Annotated in this window: 11 protein-coding genes; 8 read left to right on the top strand and 3 right to left on the bottom strand. The window is 60.4% G+C overall.

The annotated features are described in order from the left end of the window. Positions 1 to 28 precede the first annotated feature (28 nt). Positions 29 to 1069: a hemolysin family protein gene (locus tag ARUE_RS16440; protein ID WP_011775771.1), complete on the bottom strand. Its 1041-nt coding sequence runs from the start codon at positions 1067 to 1069 to the stop codon at positions 29 to 31. After that, positions 1062 to 2423 carry a hemolysin family protein gene (locus tag ARUE_RS16435; protein ID WP_014922517.1) on the bottom strand — a complete coding sequence of 454 codons (1362 nt, stop codon included), beginning with the start codon at positions 2421 to 2423 and terminating at the stop codon, positions 1062 to 1064. The genes ARUE_RS16440 and ARUE_RS16435 overlap by 8 nt, the downstream gene beginning before the upstream one ends. Before the next feature lie 230 nt (positions 2424 to 2653). On the opposite strand from ARUE_RS16435, the gene ARUE_RS16430 reads away from it, so the two are divergent. Both ARUE_RS16430 and ARUE_RS16425 read left to right on the top strand, forming a co-directional pair. After that, positions 2654 to 3133, top strand: a complete 480-nt coding sequence (locus ARUE_RS16430) for a transporter substrate-binding domain-containing protein (RefSeq protein ID WP_043470558.1) — start codon at positions 2654 to 2656, stop codon at positions 3131 to 3133. Further along, entirely contained in the window at positions 3130 to 4140 is a 1011-nt protein-coding gene (locus tag ARUE_RS16425) for a cation efflux transmembrane domain-containing protein (protein WP_014922515.1), read from the top strand. The genes ARUE_RS16430 and ARUE_RS16425 overlap by 4 nt, the downstream gene beginning before the upstream one ends. A 64-nt stretch (positions 4141 to 4204) precedes the next feature. Here ARUE_RS16425 and ARUE_RS16420 read toward each other — a convergent pair whose 3' ends face one another. Then, positions 4205 to 6592, bottom strand: a complete 2388-nt coding sequence (locus tag ARUE_RS16420) for an S-layer homology domain-containing protein (protein WP_014922514.1) — start codon at positions 6590 to 6592, stop codon at positions 4205 to 4207. 297 nt (positions 6593 to 6889) lie between these two features. On the opposite strand from ARUE_RS16420, the gene ARUE_RS16415 reads away from it, so the two are divergent. From ARUE_RS16415 to ARUE_RS24490, 6 genes are all read left to right on the top strand, one after another. Beyond that, the gene (locus ARUE_RS16415) at positions 6890 to 8698 is read left to right on the top strand and encodes a polymerase (RefSeq protein ID WP_014922513.1); all 1809 of its coding nucleotides are present in this window, start codon (positions 6890 to 6892) and stop codon (positions 8696 to 8698) included. A gap of 171 nt (positions 8699 to 8869) precedes the next feature. Next, positions 8870 to 11827, top strand: a complete 2958-nt coding sequence (locus tag ARUE_RS16410; RefSeq protein ID WP_014922512.1) for an Ig domain-containing protein — start codon at positions 8870 to 8872, stop codon at positions 11825 to 11827. A 258-nt stretch (positions 11828 to 12085) separates the two neighbouring features. After that, positions 12086 to 13663, top strand: coding sequence for a polysaccharide pyruvyl transferase family protein (locus ARUE_RS16405; RefSeq protein WP_286139776.1), 1578 nt, complete (start codon positions 12086 to 12088; stop codon positions 13661 to 13663). A 92-nt stretch (positions 13664 to 13755) separates the two neighbouring features. After that, positions 13756 to 14628 carry an MBL fold metallo-hydrolase gene (locus ARUE_RS16400; protein WP_238324357.1) on the top strand — a complete coding sequence of 291 codons (873 nt, stop codon included), beginning with the start codon at positions 13756 to 13758 and terminating at the stop codon, positions 14626 to 14628. Positions 14629 to 14822: 194 nt separating this feature from the next. Then, complete coding sequence (locus ARUE_RS16395) at positions 14823 to 15827, top strand: hypothetical protein (RefSeq protein WP_162486171.1); 1005 nt, start codon at positions 14823 to 14825, stop codon at positions 15825 to 15827. Between the two features lie 98 nt (positions 15828 to 15925). After that, entirely contained in the window at positions 15926 to 17560 is a 1635-nt protein-coding gene (locus tag ARUE_RS24490) for a beta strand repeat-containing protein (RefSeq protein ID WP_014922508.1), read from the top strand. Positions 17561 to 17790 lie beyond the last annotated feature (230 nt).

The raw sequence follows: 17790 nt of genomic DNA, 5'->3' as shown, positions 1-17790 counted from the left end.
AGCCGATGACCATGATGGGATGGAGCACTTAAGTACTGGTGGCGTCCTGTACTTCACCGACGAGTTCTTCGATGATGTCTTCCAAGAACAGCACACCAGTGGTGTTCCCGGCAGCATCGAAAACCCGTGCGACGTGGGCACCGCTGCGGCGCATGGTGGCCAGTGCGTCCTCGAGTTCGCTGCCGCTGTAGGCGGATGCGAGTTTGCGGATTCGTTTGGCGGGCACCGGTTGGTCGAATTTTTCCCGGGTGGTCAGGTCCATGACGTCTTTGAGGTGCAAATAACCGGTGGGCGTACCGTCGTCGTCGGTGAGTATGTAGCGGGAGTAGCCGTGCTCGGCCACCGCGCGCTGGATGTCCGCCGGCGTTGAAGTGGCTGGCAGGAGTACCATCTCGCCGATAGGCACTTCGACATCCGCCACGGTTTTGGACGTGAACTCGAACGCCGCGGTCAGCGTGCCGCTGGTGTCGCTCAGCATCCCGTCCCGGGTGGACTGCTCCACGATGTTGGCTACTTCATCCAAGGTGTATGCGCTGGTGGCTTCGTCCTTTGGTTCGACCTTGAACAGGCGAAGGATGGAGTTCGCTATCCCGTTCAGGGTCCAGATCACCGGTTTGAGGATCCGGGCGACCATCACCAATGGCGGCGCCAGAATCAGCGCTGCGCGGGTTGGGACGGAGAACGAGATGTTTTTCGGGACCATTTCACCGAGGACCACGTGCAGGAAGGTCACCAGCAACAGCGCGGCTACGAAGGCGATGATGCCAATCGCTTCACCGGACAGTGACGTCAGCCCGAGAGGGATTTCCAAGAGGTGGTGGATAGCCGGTTCAGAGACGTTCAGGATCACCAAGGAACACACGGTGATGCCCAGCTGGCTGGTTGCCAGCATCAGTGTCGCGTGCTCCATGGCCCACAACGTGGTTTTGGCCGCTTTGCTGCCAGCCTCCGCCTTCGGTTCAATCTGTGACCGGCGGGCCGAAATGACGGCGAACTCGGCGCCGACGAAGAAAGCGTTCACCACCAGGAGCACCACCAGCCAGATGATGCCGGGAAGGTATTCACTCATGGGTCAGCTCCTGCGTGAGGTTATCGACGATGCGGTCATGAGGACTTTTTGGGGGTGCCTGTGACTCGTCAGGGGTAAAGCGGATCCGTTCCACATGGGTGCCTACCACGCGCTCAACCCGCAACGTTCCGTCCGTGACGCGGACTTCGTCCCCGAGTTCGGGGATGCGGTCCAGTTCGTCCGTAACGAATCCGGCCACCGTGTCGTACTCCTCGCCGTCAGGAACGGCAATGCCGGTCCTGTCCAGGAGCTCATCGGGCCGGAGGGAAGCATCAAAGGTGATGGAGCGACCGGTCCTGACCACACCCACTCGGGCGCGGTCGTGCTCGTCTTCGAGTTCGCCGACGATCTCCTCCACCAGGTCCTCGAGGGTGACAATGCCGGCGGTACCGCCATGCTCATCGGAAACAATCGCTACCTGCAGGCCTTGCTTCCGGAGCAGGCCAAGCAACGAATCGACACCCATGGATTCCGGAACCCGCAATGGTTCGATCATCAGCTCTGCAGCGGTCACCTGGTCGCGTTGATCCAGGGCGACGGCGAAGGCCTGCTTCACGTGCAGGACACCGAGGACCTCGTCACGGTCACGACCGATAACGGGAAAGCGTGAGTATCCGGTTGAGGTTGCGAGGGTAACAATGTCCTCGGCGGTGTCGGTGGTATTTACGGCGGCCATCCGCACCCGTGGTGTCATGACATCCGCGGCGGAGTGTTCGGAGAACCGCAGGGTCCGGTGCAGTAGGACGGCGTGGTCCAGGTCAAGGGACCCTTCAAGCGCGGAACGGCGAACCAGGGAACTGAGTTCTTCGGCGCTACGGGCGCCGGAAAGTTCTTCCTTGGGATCGATGCCGAACGAACGGATGATGCTGTTTGCTGTGTTGTTGAACAGCAGGATCACCGGTTTGAACATGGCTGTGAACAGTGCCTGAAAGGGCACAACCACCTTGGCTGTGGCCAATGGCAGGGCCAGAGCGAAGTTCTTAGGCACGAGCTCGCCGATCACCATGGAGAAGATGGTGGCCAGGAAGATTCCGGCAACAGCGCCGATTCCGGGAACCACGGCCTCGGGAAGGCCCATCGCGAGCAGTGGGCCGCTGAGCATCCGGCTGATGGCCGGTTCGAACGTGTAACCAGTCAGGAGAGTGGTCAACGTGATGCCGAGCTGAGCACCGGATAGATGCGTTGAGGTGATCTTCAGCGCCTTGATGGTGGGTGCAAGGCGCTTCTCACCGCGGGCTTGGCGAGCCTCAAGGTCGTTGCGGTCAAGATTGACCAGCGCGAATTCGGAGGCAACAAAGAATCCGGTACCAATCGTCAGGACGAGGCCGATACCGAGCATGATCCATTCATACATTCGGGCGCCCCTCTCCCGTGATGGCCGGCGTGCCGGTCAGAAGGTCGAGGGGCCAGGGCATATGTGAAGGAGGGTCATCCATAGTGCCAATAAGTCTACGGACTGTTTATTTCCCGATGGGCTCTGTGCGCCGTGGGCAGAATCAGGACCAAGTTGGTCGGGACTAAGACATGTAGATAATAAGTAACCTGCCTATAGTTATGGCAAGAGCAATAGGAGGAAGCGGAGATATGTCTAGGCGATGGCGACTGGCTATTCTGACGGCAGCTGTCATTCTGCTAACGGGCTGCGGAGTCAGCGTTCCGGCTGATCCCCAGGGCACACTCGACCGGGTCAGCGGTGGCGTGCTCAGGGTAGGCGCTAGTCCCAACGGCGACTGGGTGAAGCTCCCGTCTTCCGGCGAGCCCACTGGGACCGAAGCCGAACTGGTGCGGAGGTTCGCCGCGCAACTGGATGCCAGGGTGGAGTGGAGCACGGGCACCGAACACATCCTGGCCGAACGCGTAGAGCACGGCGAACTTGACCTGATGATCGGTGGCCTGCGCGAAGACACGCCATGGGAAAAGCACGCAGCGCTGACGCAGCCCTATACCGAATCCGTGGACGACACCGGGAAAAAGCATAAGCACGTGATGCTGGTCGCCAAAGGGGAGAACGGTTTCCTCCTAACACTGGATACGTTCCTCAAAGAGTCGGAGGGCACCAAGTGAAAGCCACCCAAAGCCGGCCCGACAGCGCCAGCTCACGTTTCGGCCACACCGAACTGCCTGAAGAGCAGCACCAGGCGCTACGCAAGGCGATCCGCTTCGAGTGGATCACCGTGGCGTTCCTGGCGGTTTCGACCGCCATGATCTATCTCCTGCTGGGAAACTCCCAAGCCATGAAGGCCGCGTGGCTTGAAGACGTCCTGTCGTTCCTGCCGCCCCTGTCTTTCCTGATTGCCGCCCGCGTGATCCGCAAGCGCCCCACCGAGGAGCATCCTTACGGTTACCACCGTGCCGTTGGCGTTGCCCACGTCGTAGCGGCTGTGGCCTTGTCCGTCATGGGCGCGTACTTGATTGTCGACTCCGGCATCAGTCTCTTCACGGCAGAGCACCCCACCATCGGAGGGTTCGACTTCTTCGGCCAGACGATCTGGCTTGGCTGGGTCATGATTGTTGCGATGCTCCTCACCGCAGGCCCGCCGGTGTACTTGGGCCACAAGAAGATGAAACTGGCCAAGACCCTGCACGACAAGGTCCTCTATGCGGACGCCGACATGAACAAAGCAGACTGGCAGACCGCTGTCGCCGCTGCTGCCGGAGTTGCGGGCATCGGTATCGGCTGGTGGTGGGCGGATGCTGTCGCCGCCCTCATCATCTCCGCGAGCATCCTTCACGACGGCGTACGCAACACCAAAGCAGCAATCACCGCCCTCATGGACAAACGTGCCAGGACTTACGACGACGCCAAACCTCACCCCTTGGGCCATGAGATTGACGGCTACCTCAGCGGACTTGACTGGGTAGAAACAGCAAAATCCCGGATCAGGGACGAAGGGCACGTCTTTCACATCGAAACGTTCGTTGTCCCGGCAGGAGACATGCCCACTTTGAAGCAGCTGGAATCAGCCCGACAGGCATGTATTGACCTGGACTGGAAGGCGAAGGACATGGTTCTGGTTCCCGTTTCTACCCTGCCGGAAGAGTTCCTGCCCGGCCTTTCAGGAGAACACTGAACCTTCATCTACACGCAGAAATGGCCGGCACCAACTTTGTGGTGCCGGCCATTTTGCTTGGGGACTAGCTTGCGTTGAACTTTGCGTTGTAGCGGTACATGAACGCTGCCATCGCATCGCGGTTGACGGCGTTCACCGGGCGGAACGTCTTACTGTTGTCCGCTTCTGTCCAGCCAGTGCTGATGCCTTGGGCTGCCAGCCAAGTGATCTCTTTGTAGAACTGGCTGCCTGTGGGCACATCGGTGAAGGGCGAAGTAACCGGGGGAGTAAAGGCCGGTTTACCTGCCAAGCGGTACATGAACGCTGCCATCGCGTCACGGTTTACCGCCTGAACGGGACGGTAGGTCTTGCTTCCGTCGGCTTCGGTCCAACCGGTGGAAACACCCTTATCAGCGAGCCAAGTGATTTCCTTGTAGAACTGGCTGTTTGTGGGTACATCCGCGAAGGGCGATGTAGCTGGCGGCGTGAAGGAAGGCTTGCCAGCCAGCCGGTACATGAAGGCTGCCATCGCGTCACGATTGACGGGGGAGAGCGGTCGGAACGTCTTGGAGCCGTCCGCTTCCGTCCAGCCGGTGCTGATGCCGGCCGTAGCCATCCAGGTAATTTCCGTGCTGAATTGCCCACCCGCAGGTACGTCGGTGAATCCGGTTCCTGCGTTGCCTGCCGTGGCGAAGCTCAGTGTGCCGATGTCAGTGTTAGTACCCACTGTGGTGGCTACGTTCGACGCAGCCCCTTCCGTTTTCACGTTGCCGGAGAAGATGGTCCCGAGCGAACCCGAAGGCCGGGTGGGGATCATGTTGGCCGAGACCAGGTAGCTTCCCGTGCTGAGACCTGTCACTTTGAACGTGCCATCGGCGATGGTGTTCGCGCCGCGAGTGACCAGCGAACCCTCCTTGGTGTAAACGCGGACAGGAACATTGTTCAACGGCTGGCCATCTGTGCCCACAATCTTGCCCGTGAGCGTGCCACCCGTCTTCGCCGTGCTCGTTAGCCCCGTCTTGGCTTCACCTGTAGCCACCGTGACCTCAGTTGCCGAAACTGCACCCAATGACTCGGCCTTGTCCTTGTAGAAAGACGCTTCCAAGTCGGTGGTGATGCCGCTCGCGCGGTTGAATTCGATGGAGTAGGTGCCTGCAGGCAGCTTGGTGAACGAGAATGTTCCGTTGTCTGCGACCGTCGTCCCGCCGACGCCGCCTGGTCCAGTCGCCGTCACATATTTCATCTGGCTCTGGGAGCCTGCAGGGATGGCGAGGGTACCTGAAAGCACCGCACCTGCAAGGAGGGTTTCGTTAGCGACGGACACGATTTGTCCGGTGGTAACACTCACAGCCGCGGATGAGCCGGAATCCAGCTTTTGTCCGAGCCATTGGTGGACAAGGTTTTGGTCCTGGGAGTAGAAGTCCAGCTTGTAGGAGCCGGCAGCCAAGCCGCTGATGGTGAATGCTCCAGAGCTGTCCGGCACGGCGCTGCCACCATAGGCATTGGTTTCCGAGTTTGCTGCCGATACACGGACGCCAGTGCTCGAGAAACCTGAGGGAACGATCACCTTGCCTTTTATTTGGGCCCCCGTTACCAATGTCTGGTTGATACCTGTTACCGGTGTGAGAGGCGGCACCTGAATGAGGGTGGCGGTGTCGAAGGTCGCTCCTGGAGGCCCGTAATAGGCGTCAACAATAGGGCGGAAGCCTTCTCCTCCGTTCCAGTAGATATGTGCCTTGTAAGTAGCGGGTTCGAGACCTCCGATGCTGAAGTCGCCGTTGGCTTTGACATAGCCGTAACCGTACTTGCCGGAGGGTACGCTCGAGAGGCTGACACTGACCTTGGCAGCGTCAACTCCGCTGGGCACAGTGATTTTTCCTGAGACGATGCCAGCAGCAGCCAGGGTAATGTTCTGGCCCGTGACGTTGCCTTGCTTGGGCACGTTGACAAGCGTGGCTGAGGACCACTGCTTTCCCCCGAGGAAGCTCGAAATGATCGGACTCGGAGTTGCCTCGTCGCTCCAATAGAAATTCAGCTTGTACTGTCCGGCAATCATGTTGGTGAGCGAGTAGGTGCCGTCCGCGTTCAGTGAAGCCCTGTACGAACTGTATTCACCGTCCCGCGTGGCCTCCACGGTGATCTTAGTGGCGTCGACGCCGGCCGGAACCGTCGCCTTGCCGCTGACGGTCGCGCCCATGTTCAGAACGGCAGAGACGTTGGCTTGTGCCTGCCCTGTGGTCAGCGAGATGGTTTGGGCCGAGGAAGCCAGTTCCTTGTCGTCATACCATTCCGAGACATTGACCGGTGCGCCACCACCGTCCCCGTAGGCGCTGAACTTCACCTTGTAGGAGCCAGGCTCCAGCCCATCCAGGGTGTAAGTCCCGGACCCGCTCCAGATTCGGGCTTCGTCGACGTAGAGATCGTCTTTGTAGGCGTCGATGATGATCATGCTGGCATTGAGACCAGCCTGCATCTGCACGCTTCCGCTGATGCTTGCAGTTCCCGCAGCGACGGCGGCCGGTGCACCGGAGAACGATGCTGCGAGGAGTGATAAACCGGCCACGGGCACAAGTAATTGCCGCGAAAGTTTCGATTTTTCCAAGAGTGCCCCCATATATTTGATTTTCGACGCCGAGTCAAGTCAAGTTGTTGCGTCAGCCACATGCTATTTCTTATACGGCGGGCCTGTCGATCATGGGGGAAAATAGTGCAATCATTACGCCGCATTTGGGAGTCGACTTTCGGTAGTCACCGAATGGCGCTTCTTAGTGTGACTTTATTGGTCGCAACACCCTTGATCATGCTGCCGGGCGGCTTCCACAGGTTCGTTCTGCCAAAAATCGCCATTTTGTTGCTCGCGTTGTGCCTGGGTCTCCTGGCCCCGGCAACGTCAAGACCTGGGCGTCCTACGGTGCTGATTTTGGCAGCCATAGTGGGGACATATGTCATTGCGGCATTGAGTTCCGGCGATCTGTCAGCTGCCATTGTTGGACGGTGGCCGCGGTACGAAGGCCTGCCTGTCCTGCTCTTATATGTGGGCTTGTTGGTGGTGGGAGCGCGTGTCTTGGGTGGTTCCTCCGCTTCAACAAGCAGGCGGTACCTGGTGCATGGGCTGTGCTTCAGCATGCTCGTTTTGGCGCCGATCGCAGTTGCCGAGGCGGCTGGCCTTCGACCCCTTGGTGGTGCCGATTACATACGACCCGGAGCGACGTTGGGTAATGCCACAGATCTGGGCTTGGCGGGCTTGGTCGCTTGCCTGCTGCTTCTGCCCCCGGCGTTATGGTCCAAGAATAAATTGGCGCAAATAGGAGCGGCTGCGGCAGGGGTTGTAACCGTCACTTCGGGTTCCCGTGCTTGCATCCTCATTCTGATTATTTGCGGAATTATGCTCTTTGGATTCAAAGCCTTCCAGTTGTTGAAATCGGGAAAGCCCGTCCATGCGATCGTCGCCCTCCTGGGATTCGTAGGCGTTGCCGCAGTTTTGTCCTGGTCCATCCCTTCAGTTGCGGAACGTTTGTTCAGCATGGAGACCGTTACGGGCCGCGTGTATCTCTGGGAGGCATCCCTCCAGGCTCTGTCCGGCAACGTGTTCCTAGGGCTTGGGGCAGGGCAATTCGTGGACGAACTGCCTTCTCATCTATCTGATGCCTTCGCCAAAAATGTCGGAACTGAGTTCCCCGCGGACAGCCCGCACATGCTCCTTCTCCAGCTGGTAAGTGCGGGTGGATTGTTCTTCCTTCTCTCCGTTGCTGCAGCTGTGTGCATGGTCTTAGTGGTTGGCGTCGGGCGTATCCGCACCTCGCCGTTGAATGAACACAAACTATTTCTGATGGGCGCCCTGACAGCCACTTGCGGCTACGGGTTCGCACTCATGACCCACTTCACCTCACCGGGAACCACCGCGGTGGTTTGTGTCCTCGCTGGTGCCATTCTTGGGAATGCTCCGGTGCAGAAAGAGGCGATCGACAGTCCTCGCGGTAGGGCTTCTGATGTCGCTCGCATATCAGCAGTTGGGCTGGCGCTGGTGGGCGCCATCGTTGCTGGTGTCGCGGCAAGTGCGGAGATACCCATGAAGTCAGGTACTGACTTAGCCGCCGCGGGCGAAATCCCGAGAGCTACTGAGGCGTTTGAAGCAGCCAAGGCACTCAGGCCCTGGGACCAGGACGTGGATCTGCTTGCTGCCCAGGCATTCGCCGTCAGGGCCGTGCAAGGAGATAGCCCAGCGGCAGATGCCGCAGTCACGTGGGCGAGTGCCGCCGTCGAACGTAACCCGACTTCCATGGAGGCGATTACTGCGCTTTCCATCGGGCAACTGGGGACCGGAGATGTTCAGTCCGCGCAGAAGACGCTGGACATGCAGATCGAGCGCTCGCCGTGGACATCGGAGCCCCACCTCCTACGGGGACTCGCCAAAGCCAGCGGCCAGGATCTGGAGGGTGCCATTGCGGATATCGAACGTGCTGCGGCGCTGACCCCCAAGCCGGAACGAGCACTGAACATCCTCTCGGAGCTGTACGTTGTGTCGGGTCAGCCCGAAAAAGCCGCTGAAGTTGAGGAGAAGCTGGCCAGGGTTCGGTAGACCCGAAATTGGAGTTATTGAACAATAACGCTATCTTTTTGATTATCTGCTCATCAGCAGATGAAAATGGGGGCGGAATTCCGCCAAGAGTGCGGAAAGTAGCCATAAGTGCGCCATAAATACAGACGGAAGCTTCTTGCTTCCGGAATCAGTCTTGCCCTAGCGGCTTTCATGATGACCGGAATGCTTCCGGCAAACGCGACTCCCGCAGATCCTGCAACTGTCCCGGCGGCCTCACCTCAAACCCAGCCGGACGCCGTGGTCCAAGATAGCGGCCCATCATTCCCGGCACCGGCAACGTCTCCTTTCGCAGACATCTCCACGTCCCAGCAGTTCTACGCCGAGATGGCGTGGTTGTCCAAGGCTGGAGTCAGCACGGGCTGGTCCGAGGCCAACGGGTCAAAGACCTACAGGGCGTTGCAAGCGGTTAACAGGGACGCGATGGCGGCCTTCATGTATCGGCTCTCCGGCAGTCCAAGATTCGTTCCGCCCGCAGAGTCCCCTTTCGCTGACGTGTCTACGTCCCAGCAGTTCTATAAAGAGATGGCTTGGCTTGCGTCCAAGGGCATCAGCACCGGCTGGACTGAAGCAGACGGTTTCACCAGAACCTACAGGGCGCTGCAGCCTGTAAACCGCGACGCCATGGCAGCGTTCTTGTACCGCCTGGCAGGCAGTCCGGACTACACACCGCCGGCAGTCTCGCCGTTCGCCGACGTCGCCACCTCCCAGCAGTTCTACAAAGAGATGGCTTGGCTCGCCTCTACCGGCATCAGCACCGGCTGGACCGATGCCAATGGTTCCAAGACGTACCGGGCGCTGCAGGCTGTAAACCGCGATGCTATGGCAGCGTTTATGTACCGCTTCCACTTGAACACAAGCCCACTGACCATTGCGAACAATAACTTGATGGATGGCATCGCCGGAGTCAGGTACCTCGAGCAGCTCACTGGGGCCGGAGGATTTGGCTCCTTGGTGTGGAACGCAACGGGCCTTCCCCAAGGTGTCACTCTTTCGACTACAGGTGTGCTGTCCGGTTCTCCAGCGGCCACAGGCGACTACCCGGTCACTGTCACAGCCACTGATGATTCCGGAATGACGCTGTCGCGGACCTTGAACCTCAACGTCCCGGAAGCCGCACCTGAGGAGTGCGCAGGCAAGCCCTGCGAGATCCTGGTGCCTCAGGAAAACACCGTCCACGTCCCCGGGGACAACATCGTTGCCATCAATAGGGACCCTGAATCGAACCAGATTGTTTCGGTGGAGCTTACGGCCGTCGATGTGACCGTGGGCCAGGTGCTGACCCTTGACCCTTGGGCCAACCTCGAATCCGGTGCAATCCTCAACGTCGACGACGTCCAGATGACCGCTGACAGGACAATTTTGGTGTCGGTCTCCTCGGCCAACCTTTCCGCGGCCTACTCCGAGGGCACCGTGCACTTCACGGATGAAGCAGCAGTAACCACTTCACTTGGAGAATCTGAAGCGCTCTCCACGCCCTTCGCTGCAAAGGAACCAGTCCAAGCACCGAAGAAAATACAGTGTGAAGGCGGAGCGACAGCAGACCTCAAGGGCCTGTCTGTTACGCCTAATATGAAACCTTCGCTCTATGCCGATTGGAAGCCCTTCTTTGGCGGTCTTCATCAACTCCAGGCAAACGTCGAAGGATCCATCACAGTCAACCTGGGAGCAGCAGTTTCCGGGGAAGGCGTCTGCACAGTGGCGGGTCCCGAGGTCAAGGTGACCGTCCCCTCAGGCGCAGGTGCCATCGTCATGGTGGCCCAGCCGTCCCTGACGTTTGAAGTCAACGGCAAGCTGGACCTCAGCACTTCCGTAACCCTCAAATGCGGTACGTCTTACCAGTGGCGGGATGGCCAGGAAAGCCGGGCCGCTACGTGTGGCACCGAGCACGAGCCGCTGGGCCTTTCCAGCGACTCAGGCATCGAAGCGACCCTCACGGGCGCAATCGATACACGCGTCACCTGGGTGGAAATCGTCGGTATTACAGGGCAGATCAACGCGTCCGTCTCTGCCGCGTACCACCCAACCGAGGACCCCATGGCCGAGCTCAAGGGCCGGGTCGGATTCGAACTTGGTGCTTGCCTTGTCTGCTTCTTCGACGGCGGACCTCACGTGACCATCTACTCCGGCACTATCTATGAGAAGACCATCGCCTCCTGGTCCACGAAGCCCCCGGCCCCCGGCACTCCTGACGCGGAAGTAACCCCGTCGGTTGAACCATTGAAGGTATTGTCAACGTCGTTGCCCAGCGCGACAGTGGCGAAGGCATACAAAATAGGTCTCGCTGCCAAGGGAGGGACCCAGCCCTACACCTGGACGATAACCAAGGGCGCCCTGCCGGCAGGTCTCGCCCTGAATTCGGGGACCGGCATAGTGTCGGGTGTTCCAGCTGCCGTAGCTACCGCCGAGATCACTGTTACAGCGACGGACAAATCGGGGCTTGTGGCGTCGGCTCCGCTGACATTAGTGGTGAAACCAACCCCACCACGTGGCGACAAAGTCCTGGTATACGCCGACGGTGATGAGGGGTACGGCATTGCAAACGTTGCGAAAACTCTCCGGGATTCCGGAGCAGAGGTTGTGGAGGCAACGGCTCTCCCTGCTGACCTTAGCGGCTACAAGTCAATCTGGAATCCCTCACGCTACGGATGGACTGAAGCTGACGAGCGCAGGGTTGCCAGCTTCGTAGCCGACGGGGGAGCGGCCTACCTCACAGGTGAACGTCCGTGTTGCGAGGCCCTGAACGCCAGCGTTCAGAATGTCTTGCGTCATGTTCTCACCGACCAAAACGTAGTGGTGGGCGGGATGGGCGACGTGCAGGGACCCTTCACCTTCAATCCTGCTGCCAGCAACGAAATCACCAAAGCGCCCAACGTGCTCACCAGCTTTGACCCGGATTCACCCGGTGCCATCAGCGGATTGGCAGGTGTGGACGCCCGAAACGTCTTCGCGCGGAGTGAGACCGTGGCCATCGGAGGGGTTTGGGCTGAAGGGGATATGAAGGCCGGGAGAGGTCGCGTAGTTGTCTTGATGGACATCAACTATCTCGCGGACGACGCGAGGACGCCGATCGTCCAAAACATCCAGCATTTCCTTTCCAAAACACCCTGATTTTTCTTCAGAAACGGCCGGCTTTGGTTCCTACCAAGGCCGGCCGTTTTTGTTGCAGCAGGAGACTAGCTTGCGTTGAACTTCGAGTTGTGTCGGTACATGAAAGCGGCCATGGCATCACGATTGACGTTCTCATGCATGGGCAACGCTGCTTGAAGGCTACCTCGCAACGCAGTGGAGTGTCCTCCCTGCGAACCACCTGCGATGACAAACCCGGTACGCTGGAAGCTGTTTTTTGCGTCCAAACACCGGAGTGTCGTGCGAGTTGTAGTTCTTGGGGATATTGGTCAGCCCGTCTATCACGTGGGCGACGAGGCTATGACCCATGCCGTGGTGGACGAACTGCGCGCCAGAGGAGTTTCGGACATTGTGCTGCTCTCGCGCGATCCGGAGCAGAGCACCCGAATCTTTGGCACCGAGTCAGTGAAGACCTTGGAGTTCCCGTGGCCTCCTCACCGACGCGAGACGTACCTGCGTGAGATCCGGGCCGTTCTCGCGGGCGACATGACTGCCCTTCCCGCCGAGGATCAGGTGCATGCGCTCATAGAGACCTTGAAGACGTGCGACGGCGTGGTGATCGCCGGCGGCGGGAACATGACTTCGCCTTACGGCTGGCTGCTCTACGAGCGGGCGGCTGTTGGAGCCATTGCCAATGCTTTGGGTAAGCCGCTGGTCATTTCCGGACAGACTGTTGGACCCGTCCTCACGGGACCCGACTACGACACAGTGGTCGAGCTTTTCCGTTCAGCGACGCTCTCCAGTGTCCGCGAGCAGACCTCCTGGGACCTGATGCGGAATGCGGGCGTGCCCGCGGGCCTGACGCTCGACGACGCGAGCTTCTTTGAGGTGGACCATGCCCTGCCGGCCGCCCTTGAATTGGACCAGGTCACTTACAAGCCTCGAGCGGATCGACCTTTTCTGGTAGCCACTTTCGCGCCCGGTACCGGCGCCATGGACAGGGACGCTTTCAACCAGCGCATCGCTGAGGTGCTGGACAGAATCGCCGACGCCGGCAATCTGGACGTTGTGATGATTCCCCACATGTCCCACCCGGGCCAAGCGGACATCGACATCGAAACCCACCAGGACATCCGGCGGAGGATGACCACGGAGAACGTGATGGTCTGCGGCCAGCTGTCCGCAGAGGAGTCCGCGTCGCTGACGATGCAGGCCGAGGTTGTGGTTGCAAGCCGGTACCACCCGGTTGTCTTCGCACTGTCTGCAGGCGTTCCTTGCCTCGGCATCGCCGTGGACTACTACGGCGAGGTGCGCATCGGCGGCGCACTGGCCAACTGGGGCCTCGGCCACACCATGCGTTCCCTTAGGCACCTTGCCACTCCGGAATTCGACGCCTTCGTAGATCAGTTTTGGGCCAGCCACGGCCATATTCGTTCGTACCTTAAGCAAATGAGCCCTGCGCAAGGCGACTTTCAACGCGCCTGGTGGGACTTCGTCGTCGAAACCCTGAAGGGCTCACGACCGGAAGCTCCGGTTCTTGTCAGCCCGGAGCCGGCCTTTCTGGAACTCGCATCCGGTGAGCACCCGGCAGTGGCCCAGCTGACGGCCAACAACGAACTGCACATTGGCCACCAGTCGGTAGAGCTCTTTGGCCTGACAAACCTCCTGGAGGACACCCGTGGAAGCCTCAGCGCAATGGAAGCGGTCCGGGACGGGCTGCAGGACGAGCTGAACCAAGTTACCAGCGCGCTTGCAGCCAAGGAATCTGAAGGCCACCACCTCCGGATCGAACGCGACCATCTGCAGGAGAAGCTTCAGTTGTTGGAGTCGTCCCTGCTAGTGCGTGCGTGCCGAAAGCTCCGGCTGCTGCCGCGCTAAGGAAGGCCGCCAGCCTTCCAGCATTCGTACGGGTTCCATGGGTAGAGTAGAGGCCTGAACATCGCCGGATTGCAGTGGATACGGAGCACGAATTGTCAGCTTGGCTAGAACTCGGACCGGACAACTACGTCTTGGAAACCGAGGGATCGTTACTCAACACCGGGCTTGTGGTGGGCTCTGAACTCGCCATGGTCATCGACACCGGCTGCGGCCCGCGCCAGGGCCGGGAGATCCTCGCTGCAGTTCGCGAAAAGACCCAGCTTCCGCTGGTAGTGGTGAACACCCACGCGCACTACGACCACTTCTTCGGTAACGCAGTATTCGCCGACGACGGCGTCACAGAGTTTTGGGCGCACGCCAACTGTGCGGCGGCTATAGAACGCGACGCCGACAACCAGCGACGCTTCGTGGCCACCAACGAACCTGAGATGGCAGCGGGGGAGGGCGACGCCGTCGACATCGTTGTCCCTAACGCGCTGGTCCACGACCAGCCTGTCCTGGTGGACCTCGGCGGAGTTACCGCCACCCTCTTCTACCTCGGCCGCGCGCACACCGACGGCGACCTGCTTGTTGGCACGAGTTCCACGCTGTTTGTGGGCGACCTGGTGGAGCAGGGCGCGCATCCGTCGTTCGAGGACTCGTATCCGGAGGAATGGGCGGATGCGCTCCGGCACATCTCGGCCCTGCGTCACCGCTACGAATTCCTGGTCCCCGGCCACGGCAAACCGGCCAGCGATGAGTTCGTGAAAACAATGGCCGACACCATGAGCACCGCGGTGCGGCAGGCAACGCAGTCCATTCGGGACATGCCATCCGACGCTACTAAAGCAATTCCTGTGCTTCCGTACGGACCGGAACAATCCCGCTGGTTTATCAAAAGGCTTCAGGAAACCAATGCCCAAGGCCGCACTTCGCTGGCTACCCCGGACTTCGGGCCGGAAAAGACCGGTTTCTATCCCTCATAAACAAGGTTCCTTACAAATTTGTCATCTTCTTTACTCCTAACCATGGACTAACGGCTTAGTCCCGTCCTAGGATGAAGGCGACCATTGGTTCGCGACTACCTGGGGGTGTCGAGATGAGGGGTTCACGCGTTTTTCCGCGTGCTACCAGCATTCTCCGCTCTGTCATGGTCGCGGGAGCCGGTACCGCAATCTGGATGGCTCTTTCCGCAACAGCGGCAAGTGCAGACACCGGAACCACTGACAAACCCCTTCTGGGCAGTGTCACGTCCTCAAGTTCAGTCAGCATTCCGGTGCCGAATGTACCCCTGCCGGCCGTTGTCAAAGGATTAATACCCACCAACCAGATCAACGTCCACGTGCCTGCCGTGACGCCCATTGTGGAGCACGCAGGCGGCACTGTAGATCACGTGGTTTCAGCCGTGCCAGTGGTAAACCAAGTGGTGCCTTCTGGCACTGCGGGAACCCTGGTGAACACGGTTGTGGTTCCGGCCACTGGCACCGTAGATGACGCCGTCAACGTTGTTGTTCAGCCGGTCAATCAAGTTCTGGAACCCGCTCGGCTGGAACCCGTCACGGACGTCGTAACACCGATTGTGGACCCGATTGTCGGCGTGGTGGACACCGTGCTGACGCCCGTCGAAGCCATAGTCCCGCCTGTTACGCTCCCGCCGGTTACTGTCCCGCCAGTGGTTGCACCTCCGGTGGTAGTTCCGCCGGTTACAGCAGCTGTGGCCGAGATCCCAAGTGTGCCCGGCACTGATGCAACTGTTGTCCCCGCGACGCCGGACGCCGGCGCAGTGGCGACTACCGGCGTCGTACATTCCACGGGCGCAACGGTTCCCGAGCCCAGCAAACTGGACCTCCGCACGTCCCCGCAAGGGATTGCCGCTGATGCTTCAGCGTTGCTGACGCCCACCCGAAATTTCGGTCCGACAGGGATAACTGCGGTGCTCGGCGGCGCCTCCTCAACCGCCGATCCCGCGGCACCCGCGAAGCTTCCTTCCGACCGTGCAGTAGTACCGGGCAGCCTCACGGGGGCTGGCTCCGGGAACTCCCAAAACGGTCCGCCCAGCCCCGCAGCAGCATTCCTGCAGGGTGCCCTGATCATTCCCGTAGACGCTCTTCCCGGCCTGGCATCGGCCGACAATGCACAACATCCCAAGCCGGTGTGCTTCGACCCCGGCTCCTCTCCTGACTAATTCCCCAGCCGGCCGCACAGCTCTTTGCGGCAAACGGTCATTCGGGCGATCCGTCACTCGGACGTCCTTGGGAACAAGGCATTCAGGAGAGAACCACAATGAACACGACCATACGCAAGTGCCTCATAGGCACATGCTTTGCCGGGGGCATGATCGTCCTCAGCGCGACTGCGGCGAACGCCGCGGACACCAGCGGCAAGGATGGACTCCTTTCCGGCACGCAGGTGGTAGCGCCAGTAACAACGCCGATCAGCCTCGGCGGAACATCACTTGGACTGTTGGGGGATTCAGCAGCTACGACGTCCGCGCCGGGAACTGCTGGAAGTTCCGGCTCCGCTGCAGCACCGGCTGCCAGCACCAACGGTTCCAACAGCATCGGCACCGGAACGCAGCTAGTTGCTCCGGTAACGGTGCCCGTAAACCTGGGCTCGTCGTCAGTGGGTCTGCTGGGGGGCTCCACTGCGGCGAGCTCAGCCACACCTGCCGCTCCGGCACCTGCTGCTCCCGCAGCGGCCGCTCCGACAGCAAGCACCAGCGGTTCCGACGGTATCGCCTCGGGAACCCAAGTTGTTGCGCCGGTGACGATCCCCATCACGGTGGGAGCGACATCCGCCGGTGTACTTGGCGACTCAACTGCTACATCAGCTCCTGCCCCGGCACAGGCTCCGGCTCCGGCCCAAGCTCCGGTGCAGGCAACGACGTCGGGGGGAGAGAGTATTGCGTCCGGCGCTCAGGTAGTGGCTCCGATTTCGGTCCCTGTTAACATCGGAGCCACTGCCGCGGGTGTCGGTGGTGACTCGTCGGCCACCTCCGGCTCGGGTTCTTCATCCGGTGGTACTGCTCCGGCGACTTCGGGTGCTTCGGGTGCTTCGACTTCCGGTTCGGATGGTGTTGGTTCGGGGACTCAGGTTGTTGCTCCGATCACTGCTCCGGTAAACCTTGGTTCGACCTCGGCTGGTCTGCTGGGTGACTCGTCGGCCACGAACACTGGTGCTGGTTCGACTGGTACTTCGGCTCCGGCTACGTCGGGTGCTTCCACCTCCGGTTCTGACGGCATTGGTTCGGGAACCCAGGTTGTTGCTCCGATCACGGCTCCGGTAAACCTTGGTTCGACCTCGGCTGGTCTGCTGGGTGACTCGTCCGCCGCGAACACTGGCACCACGGGCGGAACTGCCCCGACGGGTACGACGCCAGGCAGCACCACTTCCGGGAACGACGGACTTCTTTCCGGCACTCAGGTGATCATCCCGATCACGGCCCCTGTTACCGTTGGTTCCACCTCCGTGGGAATCGGTGGTGGCTCTACCGGCACTGTGAACCCGCCGGTTGTGAACCCTCCCGTCGTAAACCCGCCGGTTGTGAACCCTCCCGTCGTAAACCCGCCGGTTGTGAACCCGCCGGTTGTGAACCCGCCGGTTGTGAACCCTCCCGTCGTGAACCCGCCTGCAGGTGGTGGCCTTGACGCTGGTGGAGAAACTGGCATCAACACTCCCGTCGCAGGCACCACAAACACCACGTATGCCTCGGTTGGCACCCAAGCCAGCAGCGTAGTGGTCCCGAGTGCCACGCAGGGTGCGTTGACCGCGGCAGCCTCCACCGCCGTCGGAAGTGCCAACACCTTGGCCAACACTGGACTCAACGGTCAGTGGGTTCTCTGGGCAGGCGCCATGCTCCTGATGGGGTTGGTGCTCGCAGCAGTCGGTCGCCGCAAGGCAGTAGCTAACCGCCGCTAAGCCCGGGAAGCAATCTCACTTCGCATGTAGTTGTTGCGGCTCCGGTTCCCCGGAGCCGCAACAACTGCGAGCCAGCTCGTTCCAAAAGCTCACCAGTTACCCACGCAGCCCGTCCCACGCAGCCAGTACCAGCCACCCGTCCCAGCACCCACGAACCACCACGTTCGTCGGCGCACCCGTTAGCGCTGATCGCCCCTGTTACCTCTGGTGCGGTTGGCGGCAAAGGGTGC

This window comes from Arthrobacter sp. Rue61a (assembly GCF_000294695.2).
GTDB classification, from domain to species: domain Bacteria; phylum Actinomycetota; class Actinomycetes; order Actinomycetales; family Micrococcaceae; genus Arthrobacter; species Arthrobacter aurescens_A.
Note: the sequence above shows the minus strand (reverse complement) of the source record. Positions and strands in the feature narration are given on the sequence as shown.

Coding starts and splice junctions, on each gene's coding strand:
- ARUE_RS16435 (WP_014922517.1), bottom strand. CDS start 2,423: ATGTATGAATGGATCATGCTCGGTATCGGCCTCGTCCTGACGATTGGT.
- ARUE_RS24490 (WP_014922508.1), top strand. CDS start 15,926: ATGAACACGACCATACGCAAGTGCCTCATAGGCACATGCTTTGCCGGG.
- ARUE_RS16440 (WP_011775771.1), bottom strand. CDS start 1,069: ATGAGTGAATACCTTCCCGGCATCATCTGGCTGGTGGTGCTCCTGGTG.
- ARUE_RS16395 (WP_162486171.1), top strand. CDS start 14,823: ATGGCTCTTTCCGCAACAGCGGCAAGTGCAGACACCGGAACCACTGAC.
- ARUE_RS16410 (WP_014922512.1), top strand. CDS start 8,870: ATGATGACCGGAATGCTTCCGGCAAACGCGACTCCCGCAGATCCTGCA.
- ARUE_RS16420 (WP_014922514.1), bottom strand. CDS start 6,592: ATGCAGGCTGGTCTCAATGCCAGCATGATCATCATCGACGCCTACAAA.
- ARUE_RS16430 (WP_043470558.1), top strand. CDS start 2,654: ATGTCTAGGCGATGGCGACTGGCTATTCTGACGGCAGCTGTCATTCTG.